This window comes from Actinosynnema sp. NPDC050436, from assembly GCF_040655415.1.
In the GTDB taxonomy this organism is placed as follows: Bacteria; Actinomycetota; Actinomycetes; order Mycobacteriales; family Pseudonocardiaceae; genus Actinosynnema.
Window position 1 is genome coordinate 32,729 of sequence record NZ_JBFAJV010000003.1, and the last position, 19,573, is coordinate 52,301.

The 19,573-nt window shown below is 72.3% G+C and carries 21 protein-coding genes; 4 read left to right on the top strand and 17 right to left on the bottom strand.

Annotated elements, in window-relative coordinates; genetic code table 11:
* Positions 1–9: 9 nt before the first annotated feature.
* The 9 genes from nuoE to AB0I60_RS08445 all read right to left on the bottom strand — a co-directional run bounded on the left by nuoE (position 10) and on the right by AB0I60_RS08445 (position 9,189).
* Positions 10–747, bottom strand: a complete 738-nt coding sequence (gene nuoE, locus AB0I60_RS08405; RefSeq protein ID WP_360726900.1) for an NADH-quinone oxidoreductase subunit NuoE — start codon at positions 745–747, stop codon at positions 10–12.
* A complete protein-coding gene (locus tag AB0I60_RS08410; protein WP_360726902.1) occupies positions 744–2,156 on the bottom strand; it encodes an NADH-quinone oxidoreductase subunit D in 1,413 nt (470 codons plus the stop codon). Before AB0I60_RS08410 ends, nuoE begins: the two co-directional genes overlap by 4 nt.
* Complete coding sequence (locus tag AB0I60_RS08415; protein WP_360728478.1) at positions 2,153–2,851, bottom strand: NADH-quinone oxidoreductase subunit C; 699 nt, start codon at positions 2,849–2,851, stop codon at positions 2,153–2,155. The genes AB0I60_RS08410 and AB0I60_RS08415 overlap by 4 nt, the downstream gene beginning before the upstream one ends.
* Positions 2,852–2,940: 89 nt before the next feature.
* On the bottom strand, positions 2,941–3,489 hold the full coding sequence (locus tag AB0I60_RS08420; protein ID WP_360726903.1) for an NADH-quinone oxidoreductase subunit B family protein: 549 nt from the start codon (positions 3,487–3,489) through the stop codon (positions 2,941–2,943).
* A 12-nt stretch (positions 3,490–3,501) separates the two neighbouring features.
* On the bottom strand, positions 3,502–3,867 hold the full coding sequence (locus AB0I60_RS08425; RefSeq protein ID WP_033428518.1) for an NADH-quinone oxidoreductase subunit A: 366 nt from the start codon (positions 3,865–3,867) through the stop codon (positions 3,502–3,504).
* Positions 3,868–4,215: 348 nt separating this feature from the next.
* Complete coding sequence (locus tag AB0I60_RS08430; RefSeq protein ID WP_360726905.1) at positions 4,216–5,493, bottom strand: geranylgeranyl reductase family protein; 1,278 nt, start codon at positions 5,491–5,493, stop codon at positions 4,216–4,218.
* 193 nt (positions 5,494–5,686) lie between these two features.
* Positions 5,687–6,394 carry a demethylmenaquinone methyltransferase gene (locus tag AB0I60_RS08435; protein WP_360726907.1) on the bottom strand — a complete coding sequence of 236 codons (708 nt, stop codon included), beginning with the start codon at positions 6,392–6,394 and terminating at the stop codon, positions 5,687–5,689.
* Between the two features lie 552 nt (positions 6,395–6,946).
* Positions 6,947–8,056, bottom strand: a complete 1,110-nt coding sequence (locus AB0I60_RS08440) for a glycosyltransferase (RefSeq protein WP_360728481.1) — start codon at positions 8,054–8,056, stop codon at positions 6,947–6,949.
* A gap of 29 nt (positions 8,057–8,085) precedes the next feature.
* Complete coding sequence (locus AB0I60_RS08445) at positions 8,086–9,189, bottom strand: glycosyltransferase family 1 protein (RefSeq protein WP_360726909.1); 1,104 nt, start codon at positions 9,187–9,189, stop codon at positions 8,086–8,088.
* A 155-nt stretch (positions 9,190–9,344) separates the two neighbouring features.
* On the opposite strand from AB0I60_RS08445, the gene AB0I60_RS08450 reads away from it, so the two are divergent.
* Positions 9,345–10,184, top strand: coding sequence for an inositol monophosphatase (locus tag AB0I60_RS08450; protein ID WP_360726910.1), 840 nt, complete (start codon positions 9,345–9,347; stop codon positions 10,182–10,184).
* Here AB0I60_RS08450 and AB0I60_RS08455 read toward each other — a convergent pair.
* From AB0I60_RS08455 to AB0I60_RS08485, 7 genes are read right to left on the bottom strand one after another with little or no spacing between them, the layout of a single operon-like run.
* Positions 10,181–10,816: a hypothetical protein gene (locus AB0I60_RS08455; protein WP_360726911.1), complete on the bottom strand. Its 636-nt coding sequence runs from the start codon at positions 10,814–10,816 to the stop codon at positions 10,181–10,183. The genes AB0I60_RS08450 and AB0I60_RS08455 overlap by 4 nt on opposite strands.
* Positions 10,817–10,843: 27 nt before the next feature.
* Positions 10,844–11,878, bottom strand: coding sequence for a 1,2-phenylacetyl-CoA epoxidase subunit PaaE (paaE, locus tag AB0I60_RS08460; RefSeq protein ID WP_360726913.1), 1,035 nt, complete (start codon positions 11,876–11,878; stop codon positions 10,844–10,846).
* Positions 11,879–12,379 (bottom strand): 1,2-phenylacetyl-CoA epoxidase subunit PaaD, encoded by a 501-nt coding sequence (gene paaD, locus AB0I60_RS08465; RefSeq protein ID WP_360726915.1) that lies wholly within the window; start codon positions 12,377–12,379, stop codon positions 11,879–11,881.
* Positions 12,373–13,254, bottom strand: a complete 882-nt coding sequence (gene paaC / locus AB0I60_RS08470) for a 1,2-phenylacetyl-CoA epoxidase subunit PaaC (RefSeq protein WP_360726917.1) — start codon at positions 13,252–13,254, stop codon at positions 12,373–12,375. Before paaC ends, paaD begins: the two co-directional genes overlap by 7 nt.
* Entirely contained in the window at positions 13,251–13,535 is a 285-nt protein-coding gene (gene paaB / locus AB0I60_RS08475) for a 1,2-phenylacetyl-CoA epoxidase subunit PaaB (protein WP_360726919.1), read from the bottom strand. Before paaB ends, paaC begins: the two co-directional genes overlap by 4 nt.
* Entirely contained in the window at positions 13,532–14,470 is a 939-nt protein-coding gene (gene paaA, locus AB0I60_RS08480; protein ID WP_360726921.1) for a 1,2-phenylacetyl-CoA epoxidase subunit PaaA, read from the bottom strand. Before paaA ends, paaB begins: the two co-directional genes overlap by 4 nt.
* Before the next feature lie 42 nt (positions 14,471–14,512).
* The gene (locus AB0I60_RS08485; protein WP_360726923.1) at positions 14,513–14,944 is read right to left on the bottom strand and encodes a DUF3592 domain-containing protein; all 432 of its coding nucleotides are present in this window, start codon (positions 14,942–14,944) and stop codon (positions 14,513–14,515) included.
* 63 nt (positions 14,945–15,007) lie between these two features.
* Here AB0I60_RS08485 and AB0I60_RS08490 point away from each other — a divergent pair, with 63 nt between their 5' ends.
* Genes AB0I60_RS08490 through AB0I60_RS08500 form a run of 3 tightly spaced genes read left to right on the top strand, consistent with a single transcriptional unit; the run spans position 15,008 to position 17,965 of the window.
* On the top strand, positions 15,008–16,237 hold the full coding sequence (locus AB0I60_RS08490) for an isochorismate synthase (protein ID WP_360726924.1): 1,230 nt from the start codon (positions 15,008–15,010) through the stop codon (positions 16,235–16,237).
* 10 nt (positions 16,238–16,247) lie between these two features.
* The gene (locus tag AB0I60_RS08495; RefSeq protein ID WP_360726925.1) at positions 16,248–16,844 is read left to right on the top strand and encodes a sigma-70 family RNA polymerase sigma factor; all 597 of its coding nucleotides are present in this window, start codon (positions 16,248–16,250) and stop codon (positions 16,842–16,844) included.
* Positions 16,844–17,965 (top strand): CU044_5270 family protein, encoded by a 1,122-nt coding sequence (locus AB0I60_RS08500; RefSeq protein ID WP_360726926.1) that lies wholly within the window; start codon positions 16,844–16,846, stop codon positions 17,963–17,965. The genes AB0I60_RS08495 and AB0I60_RS08500 overlap by 1 nt, the downstream gene beginning before the upstream one ends.
* A gap of 55 nt (positions 17,966–18,020) precedes the next feature.
* Here the strand turns inward: AB0I60_RS08500 and AB0I60_RS08505 are convergent, their stop codons facing one another.
* Positions 18,021–19,517, bottom strand: coding sequence for a M1 family metallopeptidase (locus AB0I60_RS08505; RefSeq protein ID WP_360726928.1), 1,497 nt, complete (start codon positions 19,515–19,517; stop codon positions 18,021–18,023).
* Between the last annotated feature and the right edge of the window lie 56 nt (positions 19,518–19,573).

Below are 19,573 nucleotides of genomic sequence, written 5' to 3' on the forward strand. Positions count from 1 at the left end.
TGCCTCCCCCTACTTCTTTTCCGGCAGCGCGGGGAACTCGGCGTTCTCCGGCATGGCCGGCGCCGTCCAGCCCCGGTCGGCGGCCAGCGCCGCGCCGCGCACCGTCTCGGGCGCGGCCGACGGACCGTCCAGGTCCGCCTCACGACCCTCGAAGAACCCCGCGAGCTGGAGTTCCGCCTGCCGGAAGTCGGTCAGCGGCGCACCGCGCGTCGGGTCCGGCTTCACCCCGGCCTGCAACGACTCCACCAGCTCCAGCGCCTTGGCCGGGGTCTGGTTGTCGTAGAACTCGTAGTTCACCTGGAGCACGGGGCCCAGGTCGCAGGCCGCCAGGCACTCGGCGTGCTCCAGCGTGATCGAACCCGGCGCACCCGGCTCGCCCGAGGTCTCCTCGTGGCCGAGCGGCCGGCCGTCCGAGCCGAGGTGCTCGCGCAGCTTCGCGTAGATCGCGTCACCGCCGAGCGCCGCGCACAGCGTGTTCGTGCAGACGCTCACCAGGTGCTCGCCGCACGGGCGGCGCTTGTACATGGTGTAGAACGTCGCCACCGCGCTGACCTCGGCGTTGGTCAGGCCGAGCTGGCCCGCGCAGAACGCGATGCCCGCCTGGCTGACGTAGCCCTCCACCGACTGCACCAGGTGCAGCATCGGCAGCAGCGCCGACCGGGACTGCGGGTAGCGCGCGACCAGCTCCCGCGCGCGGGCCACCGTGTCCTCGCCGAACACGCCGGTTGGTTCCTGGGTCTGAGTCATCGGTCACAACCACCCATCACCGGGTCGATAGAGGCCACCGACGCGATGACGTCGGCGACCATGCCGCCCTCGCACATCGCGGGCATCGACTGGAGGTTCACGAAGCTGGGTTCGCGCACGTGCACGCGCATCGGCCGGGTGCCGCCGTCGGAGACCACGTGGTAGCCCAGCTCGCCGCGCGGCGACTCGACCGGCACGTACACCTGGCCGGGCGGCACGTGGAAGCCCTCGGTCACCAGCTTGAAGTGGTGGATGAGCGACTCCATGGACTGGCCCATGATCTTGCGGACGTGCTCCAGCGAGTTGCCCATGCCGTCCGCGCCGATGGTGAGCTGCGCGGGCCACGCGATCTTGGCGTCCTCCACCATGACCGGGCCCGGCTCCAGCCGGTCCACCGCCTGCCGGACGATCTTGAGCGACTGGTGCATCTCCTCGACCCGCAGCCGGTAGCGGGCGAACGAGTCGGCCTCGGTCGCCGTCGGCACGTCGAACCGGTAGTGCTCGTAGCCCGAGTACGGCTCGATCTTGCGCAGGTCCCACGCCAGGCCGGCGGAGCGCAGGATCGGCCCGGTGACGCCCAGCGCGAGGCAGGCGTCCACCGGCAGGTAGCCGATGCCCTCCAGCCGGTTGCGCCAGATCGGCTGGCCGGTGAGCAGCTTGTCGTAGTCCGGCAGCCGCGAGTCCATCACCTTGATGAAGTCCCGGATCTTCTGCGGCGCGTCGGCCGGCAGGTCCTGCGCCAGGCCGCCGGGCCGGATGAACGCGTGGTTCATCCGCAGGCCGGTCAGGTGCTCCAGCAGGTGCAGGACTTCCTCGCGCTCGCGGAAGCCCGCCGTCATGCCGGTCAGCGCGCCCAGCTCCATGCCGCCGGTGGCCAGCGCCACCAGGTGCGAGCTGATCCGGTTGAGCTCCATGAGGATCACGCGGATCACCTGCGCGCGCTCCGGCACCTCGACGCCGAGCAGCTTCTCCACCGCGAGGCAGTAGGCCGCCTCGTTGTGCAGCGGGGCCAGGTAGTCCATGCGCGTCACGAACGTGACGCCCTGCGTCCAGTTCCGGTACTCGAGGTTCTTCTCGATCCCGGTGTGCAGGTAGCCGATGACGCTGCGGGCCTGGGTGACGGTCTCGCCCTCCAGCTCCAGCACCAGGCGCAGCACGCCGTGCGTCGACGGGTGCTGCGGGCCCAGGTTCATGACGATGCGCTCGTCGCCCGCCGCGTCGGCCAGCACCTCGTCCCAGTCGCCGCCGGTCACCGTGTAGACGGTGCCCTCGGTCGTCTCCCGGGAGCCGGCGTAGGCGTCGGCCGTGCCGTTGCGGCCGTCGTCGGGACGGCTGTCGTCGGGGGTGCTGTCCCGGCCCGGCGCGGACGTGTCGGTGCCGGTCGTGACGTCGGAAAGACGTTCGGTCATGAGTAGGACCGCCTCTGGTCTGGCGGGGGGATCTCCGCGCCCTTGTACTCCACCGGGATGCCGCCGAGCGGGTAGTCCTTGCGCTGCGGGTGGCCGTCCCAGTCGTCCGGCATGAGGATGCGGGTCAGGCCGGGGTGGCCGTCGTAGACGATCCCGAACATGTCCCAGGTCTCGCGCTCCTGCCAGTCCGCGGTCGGGTAGACCGACACCAGGCTGGGTACGTGCGCGTCGTCGACGTCGACCGCGACCTCCAGGCGGATGCGCCGGCGGTAGGTCATCGACGTGAGGTGGTAGACGGAGTGCAGCCGCTGCGGCGCGGCCTCGCCGTAGTCCACACCGGACACCGAGCTGCACAGCTCGAAGCGCAGCGCCGGGTCGTCGCGCAGCACCCGGGCCACCTCGACCAGGTGCTCGCGGCGCAGGAAGAACGTGATCTCGCCCCGGTCCACGGTGACCTGCTGGACGGTGTCGGCGGGCAGGCCCTTCTCGTGCAGCGCGGCCAGCAGCTCGTCGGCGACCTCGTCGAACCAGCCGCCGTACGGGCGCTCGCTGGGCGCGGCCACGTGCGCGGGCAGCCGCAGGCCGCCGAACCCGGACGTGTCGCCGGAGCCGGACGTGCCGAACATGCCCGTGCGCGCCCGGCCCGCGACCACGCCGCCGCGCGCCTGGTGCTCCTCGTGCTGGGCCTCGCTCATGCTCGCCGAGCTGAGCGCCTCGCCGTTGGGGGACGGGTTGTCCGCGCCGGTGGTCTTCTCGACCTCGCGCTTGTCGTCAGCCATGCCGCTCACTTCTTCGCAAACCGCTGGGAGGACGGGATGAGGTCCGTGGAGTGGCCCTGCTCGGCCAGCAGCGCGGCCCGCGTCGCGCCCAGCGGCTCGTCCATGATCTTCGCGTGGATCTTGAGGATCGCGTCGATCAGCATCTCCGGCCGGGGCGGGCAGCCCGGCAGGTACATGTCGACCGGCACGACGTGGTCGACGCCCTGCACCACCGCGTAGTTGTTGAACATGCCGCCGCTGGACGCGCACACGCCCATCGCCAGCACCCAGCGCGGCTCGGGCATCTGGTCGTAGATCTGGCGCAGCACCGGGGCCATCTTGTTGGTCACCCGACCCGCGACGATCATCAGGTCGGCCTGGCGCGGGGACGCGCGGAAGACCTCCATGCCGAAGCGCGCCAGGTCGTAGCGCGGGCCGCCGGTGGTCATCATCTCGATGGCGCAGCAGGCGAGGCCGAACGTGGCCGGCCAGAGCGAGGACTTGCGGGTCCAGTTGACCAGCTTCTCCACGCTGGCGAGCAGGATGCCGTTCGGGAGCTTCTCTTCGAGACCCACGGGTCTTCCCCCTCAGTTCCAGTCGAGGCCGCCGCGCCGCCACACGTAGGCGTACGCGAAGCCGACCGTTGCGACGAACAGTGCGATCTCCACCAGGCCGAACAGGCCCAGCCGGTCCGCGGACACCGCGAACGGGTAGAGGAACACCATTTCGATGTCGAACAGGATGAACAGCATCGCCGTGAGGTAGTAGGCGACCGGCATCCGGCCACCACCCACCACGGGCTGCGGTGACGGCTCGATGCCGCACTCGTAGGCGTCGAGCTTCGCCCGGTTGTAGCGGCGGGGGCCGATGTACGGCGCGGCCGTCACGGAGAACAGGGCGAAGGCCGCGGCGAGGGCGAACATCAATACGAGGGGGAGGTAAGGGTCCAGCACTCTCCGTCGTCCTTTCCTCGCGTGTCGCGGTGGTGGTGCACCGCCGACCGTTGCGCACCCTAAGGGGTGTTCTTGCGGCCTCCGGAAGTTAGGCGCACCTAACTTTCCGCAGGTCGCTTGTGAAACACTTCACAAGGCATCACAGCCGGTTGTGAACTGATTCACAAGACCTGAGGGCCAGTGTAGAACGTCACACACAGCCGTGACCGGCACCCCCTGGACACGGTCTGACCTGGCCTTACGGGGTCCAGATCACCGACTTCGGTGCCCCGACGTGAACGGGAGCACACCGAAAACGAAACAGCACCGGCTCAGAAGCCGGTGCTGCGACGATTAGCGGTGTGCCGATTAGGCCGTTGGGGTGAGTTTCGTGGCCGCCGTGATGACCCGGTCGAAGGCGTCCCCGTCCTTCGGGTCGTAAAGCCCCGCCAGCAGCTTCAGGACCAGTTTCATCAACGTCTTGCGAGGTAGACCGTACTTCGTCGCGGTGCGCATGATGGTCGGGTGGCCGATCAGCCGGCTGAACAGGTTGCCCATCCGGTAGTAGCTGCCCAGCGCCTGCTCGATGCGCACCGGGTACCCGTGCAGCGCCCGCTCCCGGCTCGGACCCGAGCGGGCCAGCGCCTGCACCACGCTCTCCGCCGCGATCCGCGCCGACTCCATCGCGTAGCCGATGCCCTCGCCGTTGAACGGGTTCACCATGCCGCCCGCGTCTCCGACCAGCAGCAAGCCGTCCCGGTAGTGCGGCTTGCGGTTCAGGCCCATCGGCAGCGCGGCGCCGCCGATCCGGCTGGTGGCGTTCTCCTCGCGGAAGCCCCACTCCTCCGGCGTGCCGTCCAGCCACGACTTGAGGAGGGCTCGGTAATCCGTAGTCCCGTACGCCTTCGAGGTGCTGAGGATGCCGAGGCCGACGTTCACGGTCCCGTCGCCCATGCCGAAGATCCAGCCGTAGCCGGGCAGCAGGACGTCGTTCGCGCGGTCCCACAGCTCCAGGTGCGACTCCAGGAAGTCGTCCTTCGTGCGCGGGCTCGCGTAGTAGCGGCGGACCGCGACACCCATCGGCTTGGCGTCGTCCTTCTGGATGCCGACGCTCAGCGCCAGCCGCGCCGACACCCCGTCGCACCCGATCACCACCGGCGCGCGGTAGGAGACCTCCCGCTTGTCCGGCCCGGTCTTCGCGGTGACCCCGACGACCCGGCCGTGCTCGGTGATCGCGCCCGTGACGTTCGTCTGCTCGAACAGCCGCGCGCCCGCCTGCTGGGCGGTCCTGGCCAGCATCTCGTCGAAGTCCTGGCGCGGGCGCACCACGCCGTAGGGCGGGAAGGACGCCAGGTCCGGCCAGTCCAGTTCCAGCCGCACCCCGCCACCGACCACCCGCAGCCCCCGGTTGTGCAACCAGCCGGCCTCCTCGCGGGTGTCGATGCCGAGGTCGATGAGCTGCTTGACCCCGCGCGGCGTGAGCCCGTCGCCGCAGACCTTCTCGCGGGGGAACGCGGACTTCTCCAGCAGCAACACGTCCAGACCTGCGCGAGCCAGGTAAGCCGCCGCGGTCGAGCCCGCCGGACCCGCGCCGACCACGATCACCTCGGCGTCCTCGCCTGCCTTGCGGCGGCTGGGAGTCGTCATCCCCGCTCCTTGTGCGTCAGTTCACAAAGTCCGTGCCGAGTCTACTGGCGGACACCTGAGAGCAGCGCCGACGCCCACTCGTGCCAGGTGAAACCCGCCGCCGGGCTCTGCGGGGCGTTCCCGCCCCGGGTTGCCCGGGGTCGCCTGGGGTTGCTCGCCCCGGGTTGTCCGCCCACTCGTCAGCCGGGCCGGCTCAGTTCCGGTCCTGGTCGGGTTCCGGCTTGACCGCCCGGTGCAGCGCCACCATGCCGCCGGTCAGGTTCATCCAGGCCACGTCGTCCCAGCCGGCGCGCGCGATCATCTCGCCGAGGGCGCGCTGGTCGGGCCAGGTGCGCATCGACTCGGCGAGGTACTTGTAGGCGTCCGGGTTGGACGACACGAACCGCGCGATGAACGGCAGGATCCGCAGCAGGTAACGCATGTAGACGAACCGGAAGGGCCGGAACGTCGGCGTGGAGACCTCGCAGATCACCATCCGACCACCGGGCCGCACCACGCGGGCCATCTCCCGCAGGGCGGCCTCGGTGTCGTTGAAGTTGCGGATGCCGAAGGAGACGGTGACGGCGTCGAACGACCCGTCGGCGAACGGCAGGTGCAAGGCGTCGGCGGCCACCTTCGGCACGGGCCGGTGAGCACCCCCGACCAGCATCCCGAGCGAGAAGTCCGCCGCCACGCACCAGGCACCGGAAGCCGCGTACTCCACCGTGGACACCGCCGTCCCGGCGGCGAGGTCGAGCACCTTCTCCCCCGCCCGCGCGTCCAGGACCCGCCGACTCCACTCCCGCCAGCGCCGGTCGAACCCCAGGGTCATGACGGAGTTCGTGCGGTCGTAGCCCTTCGCCACGCCGTCGAACATCTCGGCGACCTCGCGGGGGTTCTTGTCCAGACCTGCGCGCGACATGGGGAAAGCGTAGGTGACGCACTCCCCGGCCACTCACCCCATCCTCGCCGGATGCCACTCGGGGTGCTCCTGACCAGCGGAGATGCTTGCACGGTCCGATCGACTGATTCGATGGTCGGCCGGTTTGCTCGACGGATGTGATCGCAGATGTCATCGCGTACGAAGATCACCGGATGGGACTAAAGATCAGGGATCCGGGCACTATCCGCCGATGACTTTCGTTGCCGTAGAGAAGAGGAGGCGGCACGGCGGGAGGCACTGAGGCACCAGGCACACGCAACGCCAGGGTGAAGGCTGCCCGGATGACGCTGGGCGGGTGCTGAGCGGGGATCGGGACGCGCAGCCGGCCTGACGCGCGGCGGTCCCGGTGCGGATGCGGTCGTCAGCGCGGCGCGGTCCGGTGGCCGGGTGCGAGTGCCAGTGCGGGGCGATCCTGGGCACGGCGTGAGCGCGAGTGCGGTGCGCGCGGGTCTGGCAGGCATGGATGGCGAAGCCGGCGCGGCAGCGTGATGCGGGCGCGGTCGGCGGCGTGGTGGGCCTGGGGCCTGTTGGTCAGGGGATGCGGAGAGCGGTGAGCATCCCGGTTATCGCCGTGTGCCACGGGTACGCCTCGGCTCGGGTTCGGGCTGCCGCGCGGCGGGTGGGTTCGGGGTCGGCCAGCAGCGCTTCCACGGCTTCGGCGAAGGCCGGGGCGTGGTCGGGGACCGCCTCGCCGCATCCCGGGCGGACTATCTCGGCCAGGGCGGAGGACTTCGAGACCACGACCGGGGTGCCGGAGGCCAGTGCTTCCAGGGCTGCCAGGCCGAACGTCTCGTGCGGGCCCGGGGCCAGGGACACGTCCGCCGTGGCCAGCAGGTCGGCTACGGCGGTTCGTCGGTTCACGAAGCCCAGGAACGTGATCGGCAGGCCCGCCGCTCTCCGTTCCAGCGCCTCCCGCCTCGGGCCGTCGCCGGCTATCACCAGGCGCACCCGGTGGCCGGCGCGGTGGAGTTCGGCGACCGTGTCGACGCTGCGTTCGACGTGCTTCTCCGGTGACAGCCTCCCGCAGTGGACCAGCAGCGCGTCCGCCCCCGCCGCCAGGTCCGCCTTCAGCGCCCGGTCGTTGCGGCTCGGGGTGAACGTCCTCAGGTCGACGCCCAGCGGGACCGTTGCGACGTTCCGAGCTCCGATGCGGTCGAACTCGTGGCGGGCGAAGTCGGTCGTGCACACGACCGTGTCGTACAACGCCGCCATCCGCCGGTTCGCCCGGTCCGCGCCGCGCACGGCCAGGCCCGGGGGCAGCAGGAACTGCTGCAACAGCCGGTCCAGCCGCTCGTGGGAGATCACCACGCTGGGCACGCCGCGCGCCGCCGCCCACCGGCCCATCCCGCGCAACGTCACCCGGTCCGAGACCTCCAGCCGGTGCGGGCGCAGGTGGTCGAGCAGCGCCCGCACCCGCCACGGGTCGACGGCCCGGTACCCACCGGTGCCGGGGATGCCGGCGGCGGGGAGCGTGATCCGGCGGACGTCCGGGGCCAGCCGCTCGTCGGCGTGCCCCCGGCCGGGTACGACGAGGGTCACCTCGTGGCCGGCCGCCGCGTACCCGGCGCCGAGGTGGTGCAGGGCGGTGCGCAGCCCGCCGGATCGCGGGCCGTAGAAGTTGGCCAGTTGGACGATCCTCACCGGGACGCCGGAGGCCGGTTGCACGCGCTTCATGCCGCCTGCCGCTCCGGCAGGTCGAGCACGGCGGCGTAGTGCCCCAGGAGTTCGTCGCACACCGCCGACCACGTCCGGCCGCGCACCCATCGCCGGGCGGCGTTGCCCATTCGCCTGCGGTGCAGCGGGTCGCGCAGTTCGGTGACGGCCGTGACCAGTTCGTCGTCGCTGGTGAACAGGTAACCCGTGTCGGGTCGCACGAGGTCGCGCGGCCCGCCCGCGTCGGGTGCGACGACGGGCACGCCGCTGGCGAGCGCTTCCTGCACCGCTTGGCAGAACGTCTCGTGCGGTCCGGTGTGGACGAACACGTCCAGCGACGCGTAGGCCGCCGCCAGGTCCGCCCCGTGCCGGAACCCGAGGAAGGCCGCGCCGGGCAGGTCGCGCCGCAGCGCGGCTTCTTCCGGGCCTTCGCCGACGATGACGACCCGCACGCCGGGCAGGTCGTGCACCGGGCGCAGCCGGGCGACCTGCTTCTCCGGCGACAGCCGCCCGACGTACCCGACCAGCAGCTCCCCGTCCGGTGCGAGCGAGCGCCGCAACGCGTCGTCACGGCGTGCGGGGGTGAACAGGTCGACGTCCACACCGCGCCCCCACCGGTGCACGCGGGGCACGCCGTGCTCGCGCAGCGCCTCCACGGCCCACGTGGACGGGGCGAGCGTGCGGTCCGCCTGGCTGTGCAGCCGGCGGGTCCACCGCCACGCGGCCCGTGCGGTGAGCCCCAGCCCGTAGTGGCCTGCGAACCCGGCGACGTCGGTCTGGTAGACGGCGACCGAGGGCAGCCCGAGCCGCCGGGCCGCCGACACGCCGCGCGCGCCCATCACGAACGGGCTGGCCAGGTGCACGACGTCGGGCCGGAAGTCGGCCAGGGCGGTCTGCACCCTGCGGGTGGGCACGCCGACCGGCAGGGAGCTGAACCTCGGCAGGTCGACGGCGGGCACCCGCACGACGGGGGTCCCCCGGTGCTGGTCGGCGCCCGCGCCGGGTGCGACGACCAGGGCCGGGTGGCCGGTCGCGCGCAGGTGCTCCAGCACCCGCAGGACGGAGTTGGTCACCCCGTTGACCTGGGGCAGGAAGCTCTCGGTGACGATCGCTACGCGCACGCCGAGAACCCTGGGCGGCGAAGGACACGGCGGCGTGACGGATCGCGGAACGACGGTCGAACTCCTCGCGTCGCGGTCGACGTTGCCCGGGAGATCGTCGTCGCTTCACCTGGTGGACGTGTCGCGGTCACCGGGGGCGGTGACACTAGTGCGGCATGACCGTCTTGTCGTCCCGGCCCGCGCAGCCCGTCGATCCGGGGCTGGTGTCGATCGCGCTGGAGATAGCGGGCCGCCTCGCCAACGACGCGTCGGACGTCATCATGGCGACGGCGGGCCGGGGTGCGCAGCCCGATGACGACCCGTACCCGTTCGACTGGGTGACCGACACCGACCGCACCCTGGAGCGGCACACCCGGCGGGTGCTGACCGCGGAGTTCCCGGACATCCCGGTGTTCTGCGAGGACACCGACGTGGACGTGCCGTCGGACGCGGAGTTCCGCTGGGTGGTGGACCCGGTGGACGGCACGGCGAACTACGTGGCGGGCGTGCCGTGGTGCGCGTACAGCCTGGCCCTGGTGGACCGCTGGGGTCCGGTGGTGGGTGTGGTGGCGGACCCGTACCGGGCGCAGATCTACGCCGCCGCGCGGGGGCGCGGGATGCGGGCGAACGGCACGCCGGTGAAGCTCGGCGGCCAGCCGGTCAGCCCGATCGTGTGCACGGAGATGACGCGGACGGGCCCGTGGCCGGGGATGGGCGAGTTCATCTCGCGGGCGGCGGTGTCGGGGTCGGGGGTGCGGGTGCTGGGGTCGAAGGCGTTGGCGGTGGCGCAGGTGGCGCTGGGGCACGCGGCGGCGGCCGTGCTGGACAGCTACCACGAGTGGGACGTGGCGGGCGCGGTGGCGCTGGCGGTGGAGTCGGGGGCGGCGGTGCTGGACCGGCGGGGCGAGGACGCGTCGCTGCCGGGGGACGGCCTGCTGGTGGCGCTGCCGGAGGTGGCCGAGGAGGTGCTGGAGTGGTGGCAGTCCTCGATGGCGGGCCCGGGGGCGCGGGGCTAGCGGTGGCCCAGCTGGGGCAGCTGCTGTTCGAGCACTTCGAGGTGGACGCGGGCCGCGTCGAGCGAGGTGTGGTCGACCATGCGCAGCGCGACGCTGCCCACCTCGCCCTCGAACGCGGTGAAGTCGCGCACGGCGGCTTGCAGCCGCTGCACCACGGGGTGGTCGCCGTCGGCGTCCAGCGCCCGGCCGAGGTCGGCGATGCGCCGCACGTTGCCCAGTTCGGCTTCGAACTGGCCGGCGATCCGGCCCATCCAGTCGCGGGCGGGTGACGGCGGCACGGTGTCGACCACCGCGTAGACCCGCCGCACGGACAGCTCGGCGCGGCCGACCGAGGCCGCCCAGCGGTCCCGCCGGACGAGTGGCGGCGGTGGTGGGGGCGGCGGCAGCAGCATCGGCTGGATCAGGGCGGGCGGCGGGAGGGCGCGGGTGCGGCGGGTCTTGGACAGGCCGACGACGACGCCGATCAGCGTGCCGGGGACGCCGCCGAGGAACACCGACACCATGCCGACCGCGATGACGTTGGCGGGCAGCGACCCGCTCGTGCCGCCCGGCGAGCCGGTCATCATGAGCATGAGGAACATCGCCACCACCATGGTGCCGATGACCAGCCCTGCCAGCACTGATCTCCCCATGGGACCCATGGTGCCAGATGCGCTGGACTAGGCGTCGAAGTCGACCGTGACCGTGGGCGTCACGGGCACGGACTGGCAGGTCAGGACGAAGCCGGCGGCGACCTCGCGGGGTTCGAGGGCGTAGTTGCGGCGCATGTCGACCGTCCCGGACACGACCAGCGCGCGGCACGTCCCGCACACCCCGCCCTTGCAGGCGAACGGCAGGTCGGAGCGCACCCGTTGGGCGGCGTCGAGGATCGGCGTGTCGGGTGGCAGCGGCACGGTCGTGGTCCGGCCGTCCAGGATGACCGTGCCCTCGGCGGCCGTTTCGAGCACTTCTTCGGCACGGCGGGGCGGGGGCGGCGGCTCGTCGACGTAGAACAGCTCGTGGTGGACGGCCGACTCGTCCACGCCGAGGGACGCCAAGACGTCCTGTGCGTCGCGCACGAGCCCGTAAGGCCCGCACAGCCACCACTGGTCGATGGACGCGAACGGCACCACGGTGTCGAATAGCGCGCGCAGCTTCTCGGCGTCGAGACGCCCGCTGAACAGCTCCACGTCGCGCGGTTCGCGGGACAGGACGTGCACGAGCTGGAACCGCGACGGGTAGCGGTCCTTCAGGTCGGCCAGTTCTTCGGTGAACATCACGGTGTCCGCGCGCCGGTTGCCGTACAGGAGGGTGACGCGCGCGCCGGCCGCGAGGACGGTGGCGGCGATGGACAGCGCCGGGGTGATCCCGGAGCCGGCGACGACCAGGCCGTGGTGCTCGCCGGCGGTGGGCGTGAAGCTGCCCAGCGGGGGCAGCACCTCCAGCACGTCGCCGCGCTGGACGCGGTCCACGAGGTGCTCGGAGAACAGGCCGCCGTCGACCCGCCGCACGCCGATCCTGGGCGCGGCGCCGACCGGGGCGCAGATGGAGTACGACCGGCGTTCCTCGCCGATCTTCAAGGTCAGGTACTGCCCGGCGCGGAACGCGAAGTCGGCGGTGGACTCGTCGGGCACGTCGAAGGTGACGGCGACCGCGTCGTCGCACAGCCGGTCGACGGCGGCCACGGTCAGCTTGTGGAACACCGGCCGGGCCATCTAGATCTCCTTGATGTGCTCGAAGGGCTCGGCGCAGTCCTCGCACCGCCGCAGCGCCTTGCAGGCGGTGGAGCCGAACCGGGACAGCTCGACCGTGCGGGAGGACCCGCAGCGCGGGCACGGCACCCGCGACGGGGGTGGCACGAGTTGCAGCGGCACCGGTCCGACCGGGCGCGGCCCGACCCGGGACGGCGGGGCGATGCCGGCCTCGGCGAGCTTGCGCCGGCCGTCGTCGGTGATCCAGTCGGTGGTCCACGCGGGCGCGAGCGACAGCCGCACCTCGACCTCGCCGAACCCCGCGTCGTGCAGGGTGCGCCGCAGGTCGGCGCCCATCTCGTCGACGGCGGGGCAGCCCGAGTAGGTGGGGGTGATGGTGACCAGCACGCGGCCGTCCTCGACCGCGACGTCGCGCAGCACGCCGAGGTCGGCGAGGGTGAGCACGGGCAGCTCGGGGTCCCGGACGCGGGAGGCGACGTCGAGCGCGGCGCGCGCGGTCACCACGTCGCACCCGGCAGCGAGCGGTGCAGGTGCTGGAGTTCGGCGAGCAGGTAGCCCATGGCCTCGGTGTGCACGCCGTCGCGCCCGGCCCGCCCGTTGACCCGCGCGGCGGGCACGGGCTCCGGCCGGTCGAGGCCGGCGGCGGCGAACACCGCGTCGAGCACCTGGTCGACCTCGGCCCGGAAGGCGGCGGGGTCGACGCCCAGCCGCAGCTCCACGTGGTGGGCGGTGAACAGTTCGTCCAGGTAGGGCCACACGCGGTCGATCCCGGCGCGCATCCGCTCGTGCGATTCGGGGGTGCCGTCACCGAGCCGGACGACCCACTGGGCGGCGTGGTCGCGGTGGTAGGCCAGCTCCTTGAGGCCCTTGGCGGCGATCGCGGCGACCACGGGGTCGGCGAAGGTGAGCAGCCGCGAGTACTGGGCGGTCTTCCACGAGGAGAACACCAGCAGCCGGGCCATCGTGGTGGCGAAGTCGCCGCCCGTGAACGGGCCGCACTCGATCTCGGCGAGGTGCACGTTGCGGAAGTCGCGCTCGTCGCGCAGGTAGGCGAGCGCGTCCTCGTCCCGGCCCGCGCCCTCGACCTCGCCGGCGCGGGTGAGCAGCAGCCGGGCCTGGCCGAGCAGGTCGAGGGCGATGTTGGCCAGCGCCACGTCCTCTTCCAGCTCGGGCCCGCGCGAGCACCACTCGGCGAGCCGCTGGGACAGCACCAGGGCGTCGTCGCCGAGCATGAGGCAGTACTGGGCCAGGTCGGCCGGGTCGAGGGCGGCCGGGACGTCGCGGTCGACGCCCGCGAGCGCCTCGGTGAAGCCCGTGCCGAACGCCCAGTGCGCGTCCTCGTGGTCGACCAGCGATTCGTACGCGTTGTCGAAGCTCATAGGTGCGGCACGTCCTCGGGGATGGCGTAGAACGTCGGGTGCCGGTAGACCTTGTCGCCGCTGGGCTCGAAGAACGGGTCCTTCTCGTCGGGCGAGGACGCGGTGATCGCGGTCGCGGGCACGACCCAGATCGACACGCCTTCGTTGCGGCGCGTGTAGACGTCACGCGCGTTGCGCACGGCCATCTCCGCGTCGGGGGCGTGCAGCGAACCGACGTGCACGTGGTTGAGCCCGCGCTTGCCGCGCACGAACACTTCCCACAGCGGCCAGGAAGAACTCACGCCGCACCCTCCTCTGCCCGGTCGGCGCGCTTCGCGGCGTGCGCGGCGGCTGCCGCGCGCACCCACTCGCCGTCTTCGTGTGCTTTGCGCCGGTGGGCGACGCGCTGCGCGTTGGTCGGCCCGTTGCCGCCCACGACCTGCCAGAACTCGTCCCAGTCGGGTTGGCCGAAGTCGTGGTGGCCGCGCTGCTCGTTCCAGGCCAGGGCCGGGTCGGGGAGCGTGACGCCGAGCTTCTCGGCCTGCGGCACGGTCATGTCGACGAACTTCTGGCGCAGCTCGTCGTTGGTGTTGCGCTTGATCCGCCACGCCATGGACTGCTCGGTGTTGGCGCTCTCCGCGTCCGGCGGCCCGAACATCATCAGCGACGGCCACCAGAAGCGGTCGACGGACTCCTGGACCATGGCGCGCTGCGCGTCCGTGCCGCTCATCATGGTCATCAGCAGCTCGTAGCCCTGCCGCTGGTGGAACGACTCTTCTTTGCAGATGCGGATCATGGCGCGCGCGTAGGGGCCGTAGGAGGTGCGGCACAGCGGCACCTGGTTGCAGATCGCCGCGCCGTCGACGAGCCAGCCGATGGTGCCGACGTCGGCGTAGGACAGCGTCGGGTAGTTGAAGATCGACGAGTACTTCTGCCGGCCCTCGATGAGCTTCTCGGTGAGGTCGCCCCGGTCCGCGCCGAGGGTCTCGGTGGCGGCGTACAGGTAGAGGCCGTGGCCGGCCTCGTCCTGGACCTTGGCCAGCAGGATCGCCTTGCGGCGCAGCGACGGCGCGCGGCTTATCCAGTTGCCCTCGGGCTGCATCCCGATGATCTCGGAGTGCGCGTGCTGGGCGATCTGCCGGATCAGCGTCCTGCGGTAGCCGTCGGGCATCCAGTCGCGCGGCTCGACGCGGTGCTCCGCCGCCACGGTGCGCTCGAACTCCGCCTCCAGGTCCATGCCGCCGATGTTACACCTGGAGACGGTTTACGGGAACAAGTGTCACATGCGTCGGCGGACCCACCAGACCAGCGGTGCCAGCACCGCCCACACCGCGAGCAGGAACGTCGAGACCGGCAGGACGGCCAGCGCCCAGGTGCGCTCGGCGACCCGCGCCAGCTCGGGGTCGGAGGTGTCGTACTCGATCCGGACGAGCTGGCCCGGCTCCAGCCCCGCCGGGTACAGCACGCCCTGCTCCGGGCTGTGCACCGCGCCGTCCGGCGTGGCGAACCGCACCACCGTGCGCTGGAAGTCCACCGACACCACCTCGGCGGTCGCCTTGCCCAGCCGCCGCTCGATCGCCAGGTCGTCCTTCACGCACGAGAGCAGCAGGACCACCCCGATCAGCGTCACGACGCCGCCGAGCACCAGCAGCGCCCTGGCCACCAGCCCGGCCTTCCGGCGACCGCGGGCACGCACTGCGTTGTCCACCACAACCGAGGAGTCTAGGGCCGTGCCGGCGGGGGATCTCAGCCACGACTACCTACCCTCGACGTCGTGACCTCCGCCCCCGTCTCCCGGACCCGACACCGGCTGCGCGTGCGCACGACGCGCGCGGACCACGCCGACCTGCTCGCCAGGCTGCCCGCGCCGACCGGCGCGCTGGCCTGGGTGCGCGACGGGTCGGGCCTGGTCGGGTGGGGTGAGGCCGCCCGGTTCGAGGTGTCGGGCCCGGACCGGTTCGCCGAGGCCGACCGCTGGTGGCGGGAGTTCACCGCCGGCCTCGACGTGGACGACCCGCTGGGCGTGCCCGGAAGCGGACCGGTGGCGTTCGCCTCGCTGGCGTTCGCCGACCGCCCCGGCCACTCGGTGCTGGTCGTGCCCGAGGTGGTCGCGGGCGTGCGCAACGGCGACGCCTGGCTGACCACGGTCGGCGACGGCACGCCCGCCGGGGTGCGGCCGGTCCGCCGCCCGACGACCGTGCGCTACCAGGACGGCGAGCTGTCCGCGTCCGCCTACCGGGAGGCGGTCGGCGCGGCCGTGGCCCGGATGCGGGCCGGCGACCTGGAGAAGGTCGTCCTCGCGCACGACCTGCTCGCGGTCACCGACGAGCCCGTCGACCACCGGTTCGTGCTCCAGGGCCTGGCCCGGCGCTACCCCGAGTGCTGGGTGTACGCGGTGGACGGGCTGATCGGCGCGACCCCGGAACTGCTGCTGCGCCGGTCCGGCCGGGTGGTCGACTCCCGGGTGCTGGCCGGCACGACGTGGCCGCGCGCCGGCGTGCCCGACGAGGAGCTGGCCGCCGCGCTGCTCTCGTCGGGCAAGGACCGCCGGGAGCACGAGTACGCGGTGGAATCGCTGACCGGGGCGCTGCGGCCGTTCTGCGCGGCGATGTCCGTCGACGGGCCGTCCGTGCTGCGGCTGCCGAACGTCTCGCACCTGTCCAGCGACGTCATCGGCACCCTGCGGGGGACCCCGTCGCTGCTCGAACTCGGCGCGGCCCTGCACCCGACGGCCGCCGTCGGCGGCACGCCCCGCGCGGACGCGGTGGCCCTGATCGAGGAGCTGGAGGGCATGGACCGGGGCCGGTACGCGGGCCCCGTGGGCTGGATCGACGCCAACGGCGACGGTGAGCTGGGCGTCGCGCTGCGGTGCGCCCAGGTCGAGGGCCGCACGGCGCGGCTGTTCGCGGGCTGCGGGCTGGTCGCCGAGTCCGACCCGGACTCGGAGGTCGGCGAGGCGCACGCCAAGATGCGCCCGTTCCGCGAAGCGCTCGAAGGCGTGTGATCGTGGCGGTGTGAGCGGGGACACGGGGACGCCGGGCGGCCCGTCGGCCAACCGGTACGTGACCACAGCACTGGACAAACCGCCGGACCTGCGCGGGCCCGACGTCACGGACGTGTTCGCCCGGCTGTTCGACGCGCACGCCCGACAGCTGCGGGGGTACCTCGCCGGCCGCGTCGGCGAGTCGGTGGCCGACGACCTGGTGGCGGAGACCTTCCTGGTGGCGCTGCGCCGCCGGCACGACTACGACCCGGAGCGCGCGCCGGTCAAGGGGTGGCTCTACGGCATCGCCACCAACCTCGTGCGCGACCACCTGCGCAAAGAGGTCCGGGGCCGCCGCGCGAACCTGCGGGCCGTAGGACGGCCCGAACCCGACCACGACGCCGTCGTCGCCGACCGGGTCGACGCCGAACGCGCGTCGCAGGTCCTCAAGCGGGCCATCGCCGACCTGCGCGACGAGGACCGCGACGTCCTCCTGCTCACGTCCTGGGCCGGGCTGACCCCCGCCGAGGTCGCCGAGGCGCTCGGCGAACCCGCCAGCACCATCCGCTCCCGCCTGCACCGGGTGCGCACCAGACTGCAAGCACTGCTCACCGAGGAGTCCCGCTGATGCGCGATCTCGACGAAGCCCTCGACCGGCTCGAACACGACGCCCGCACGTCGGACGCGCCGCTGGGCGACATCCGCGCCCGCGTGCTCGCCGCCGCGGCGGCCGAACAGGCGCCCCGGGGCTCCCGCCGGACCGCCCGCTGGTTCCTGCCCGTCGCCGCGGCGGCTGCGGCGGCCCTGGTGGCCGGGATCGTGGTGACCCGCCCGGACGGTGCCGCACCGGGCCAGGACCCCACGGGGCAGGTCCAGGCGCAGCACGGCACGACCACCGCGCCGACCCAGCCGAAGGTGTCGCTGCTGTCGGCCAAGCAGGTGCTCGACGACGCCGCCGCCAAGATCAACGCGGTGGACCCGGTGCTCGCGCCCGGCCAGTACCGCTACATCGCCACGCACGCCTGGTACCGGCGCGGCACGTCGTTCGGCGTCTCCCAGGAGAACCCCGACCAGACCATCCGGGGCTGGGACTACCTCAAGGAGACCTCGCACGAGCTGTGGATCCCGCAGGACCAGTCGCAGGACTGGCTGGAGCGGCGCGGCTGGCTGCCCGGCGTGAAGTGGCTCGGCGGCTCCGTGCCGCAGTCCGAGGCACCCGAGCCCCAGGCCACGGACACCGACACCGGTGAGCGGCGGGCCAAGTGCGGCAACTTCTTCCCCAACTCGGGCGGCGCGACCCAGTGCGGCGACCCCACCGACTGGAGCCACCCGGAGTTCTACACCGGGCTGCCGCGCGACCCCGACGCGATCGTCGAGTGGCTGCGGACCACCACCGCGCACCGGGGCGCGACCCCGCCGGTGATGTTCCACTTCGGCGTGGAGATCCTCCGCGCCGGCCTGATGCCCGCCGACCTGCGGGCCGGCTGGTACCGCGCGCTGGCGACGCTGGACGGCGTGAAGGTCTACGACGAGGCCGCCACCCTCGACGGCCGCACCGGCATCGCCATCGGCCTGGAGGACGAGCAGGAGCGCCGCGACCTGATCGTCGACCCGGCGACCGGCGACTTCATCGGCGAGCGGACCGTCGCCGGCCCCAAGCCGGCCACCGCGTGGATCACGCCCGGCACCGTGACCGGGTTCAGCTCGATCACCACCGAGGTCGTGGACGGGATCGGCCAGACCGGCTGACCCGCGCCGACCACCCGGTGCCGCCTCCTCGGGGGGAGGCGGCACCGGGCCGCCGTCAGCGCCGCTCGCGGTCGAGCAGCGCGTGCGTCTCGCGGATCTTCTGGAACGACTTCGGCTCGGCCACCGACCCGGCCCGCAGCGCGGAGCCGCCCGGGGCCGCCGCCGGCTTGCCCTTGGTGAACAGCCAGGTCCGGAACAGCTCGTCCAACTGCTCGCCGGACACGCGCTCGGCCAGCGCGATGAACTCCTCGATGGTCGCGTCGCCGTAGCGCTTGGCCTGCGTCCACCGCTTGAGGATCTTGAAGAACGCGTCGTCGCCGACCTCGACCCGCAGCGCGTGCACGGCCAGCGCGCCCCGGTCGTAGACCGCGCCGTCGAACTGGTGGTCCACCCCCGGGTCACCGGGCAGGACCTGCCAGAACGGGCTGTCCGCCGGGTACAGGTCGTAGGTGTACTGGGCGTTCTCCTGGGCGGTGCCCTCGCCGACGTGCTCCGACCACAGGAACTCGGCGTAGCTGGCGAAGCCCTCGTTCAGCCAGATGTCGCGCCAGTTGTGCACCGACACCGAGTCGCCGAACCACTGGTGGCCGTTCTCGTGCGCCACGACGTAGGTGTTCGCGCCGCGCCGGAAGAACGCCGGGTCGTAGGTCGAACGGGTCTGGTTCTCCAGCGCGAAGCCCAGCAGGCCCGGCGACACCACGACACCGCCCTCCGCCTCGAACGGGTACGGGCCGAAGCTGCCCTCCAGGAACTCGACCACCTCGGACGTGCGCTCTACGCTGGCCTTGGCCGCCGCGTCGTCGGCACCCAGGTTCGGCGAGTAGGCGTTGACCACCGGCCGGCCGCCGGGCGTGCTGGACTGGCGGACGTCGAACTGGCCGATCGCCACGAACGCCAGGTAGCTGGCCTGCGGCTTCAGGCTGCGCCACCGCCACCAGGTCCGGCCGTTGACCTGCTTGGTGGTGCCGAGCAGGAGGCCGTTGGAGAGCACCTCCAGGCCGTCCGGCACGGACAGCGAGACGTCGTAGGTGGCCTTGTCGCGCGGGTGGTTGTTGCTCGGGAACCACCAGGGCGCGACGTCGGGCTCGTTGATGGCGAGCGCGCCGTCGGCGGTCCGCTTCCACGCCGTGAAGCCGTCCACCGAGTGGCTCGACGGCACGTCCGAATAGGTGACGACGATCGTCAGGTCGGTGCCTTTGCGGAGGCTGCCCCGGGGGTCGACGACCAGTTCGCCGGACTGCTGGGAGAACGCGGCGACTTTGTTGTTCACCCGGACCGAACTGACCTTGAGCAGGAAGTCCAGGTTGAAGCGGGTGATGTCCTTGGTCGTTTTGGCCAGGATCGTGGTGGTGCCCGCGAGGTTGTCGCTCGACGGTTGGTAGTTGAGCCGGATGTCGTAGTGGGAAACGTCGTAGCCGCCGTTGCCCGCATTCGGGTAGTACGGGTCTCCGATGCCCGGTGCGCCCGGTTCCGCAGCCGTCGCGGTACCGGCGAGCAGCAGCAGGGAAGCCGCGGTGGCGGTGCCTAGCATGAGCTTCGCTCTGAGGGACATGAGGCCGAAGCTGCCACGTCCGGGGGTGTCGCTGTACCCCCGTCCGTAGGTTCCTG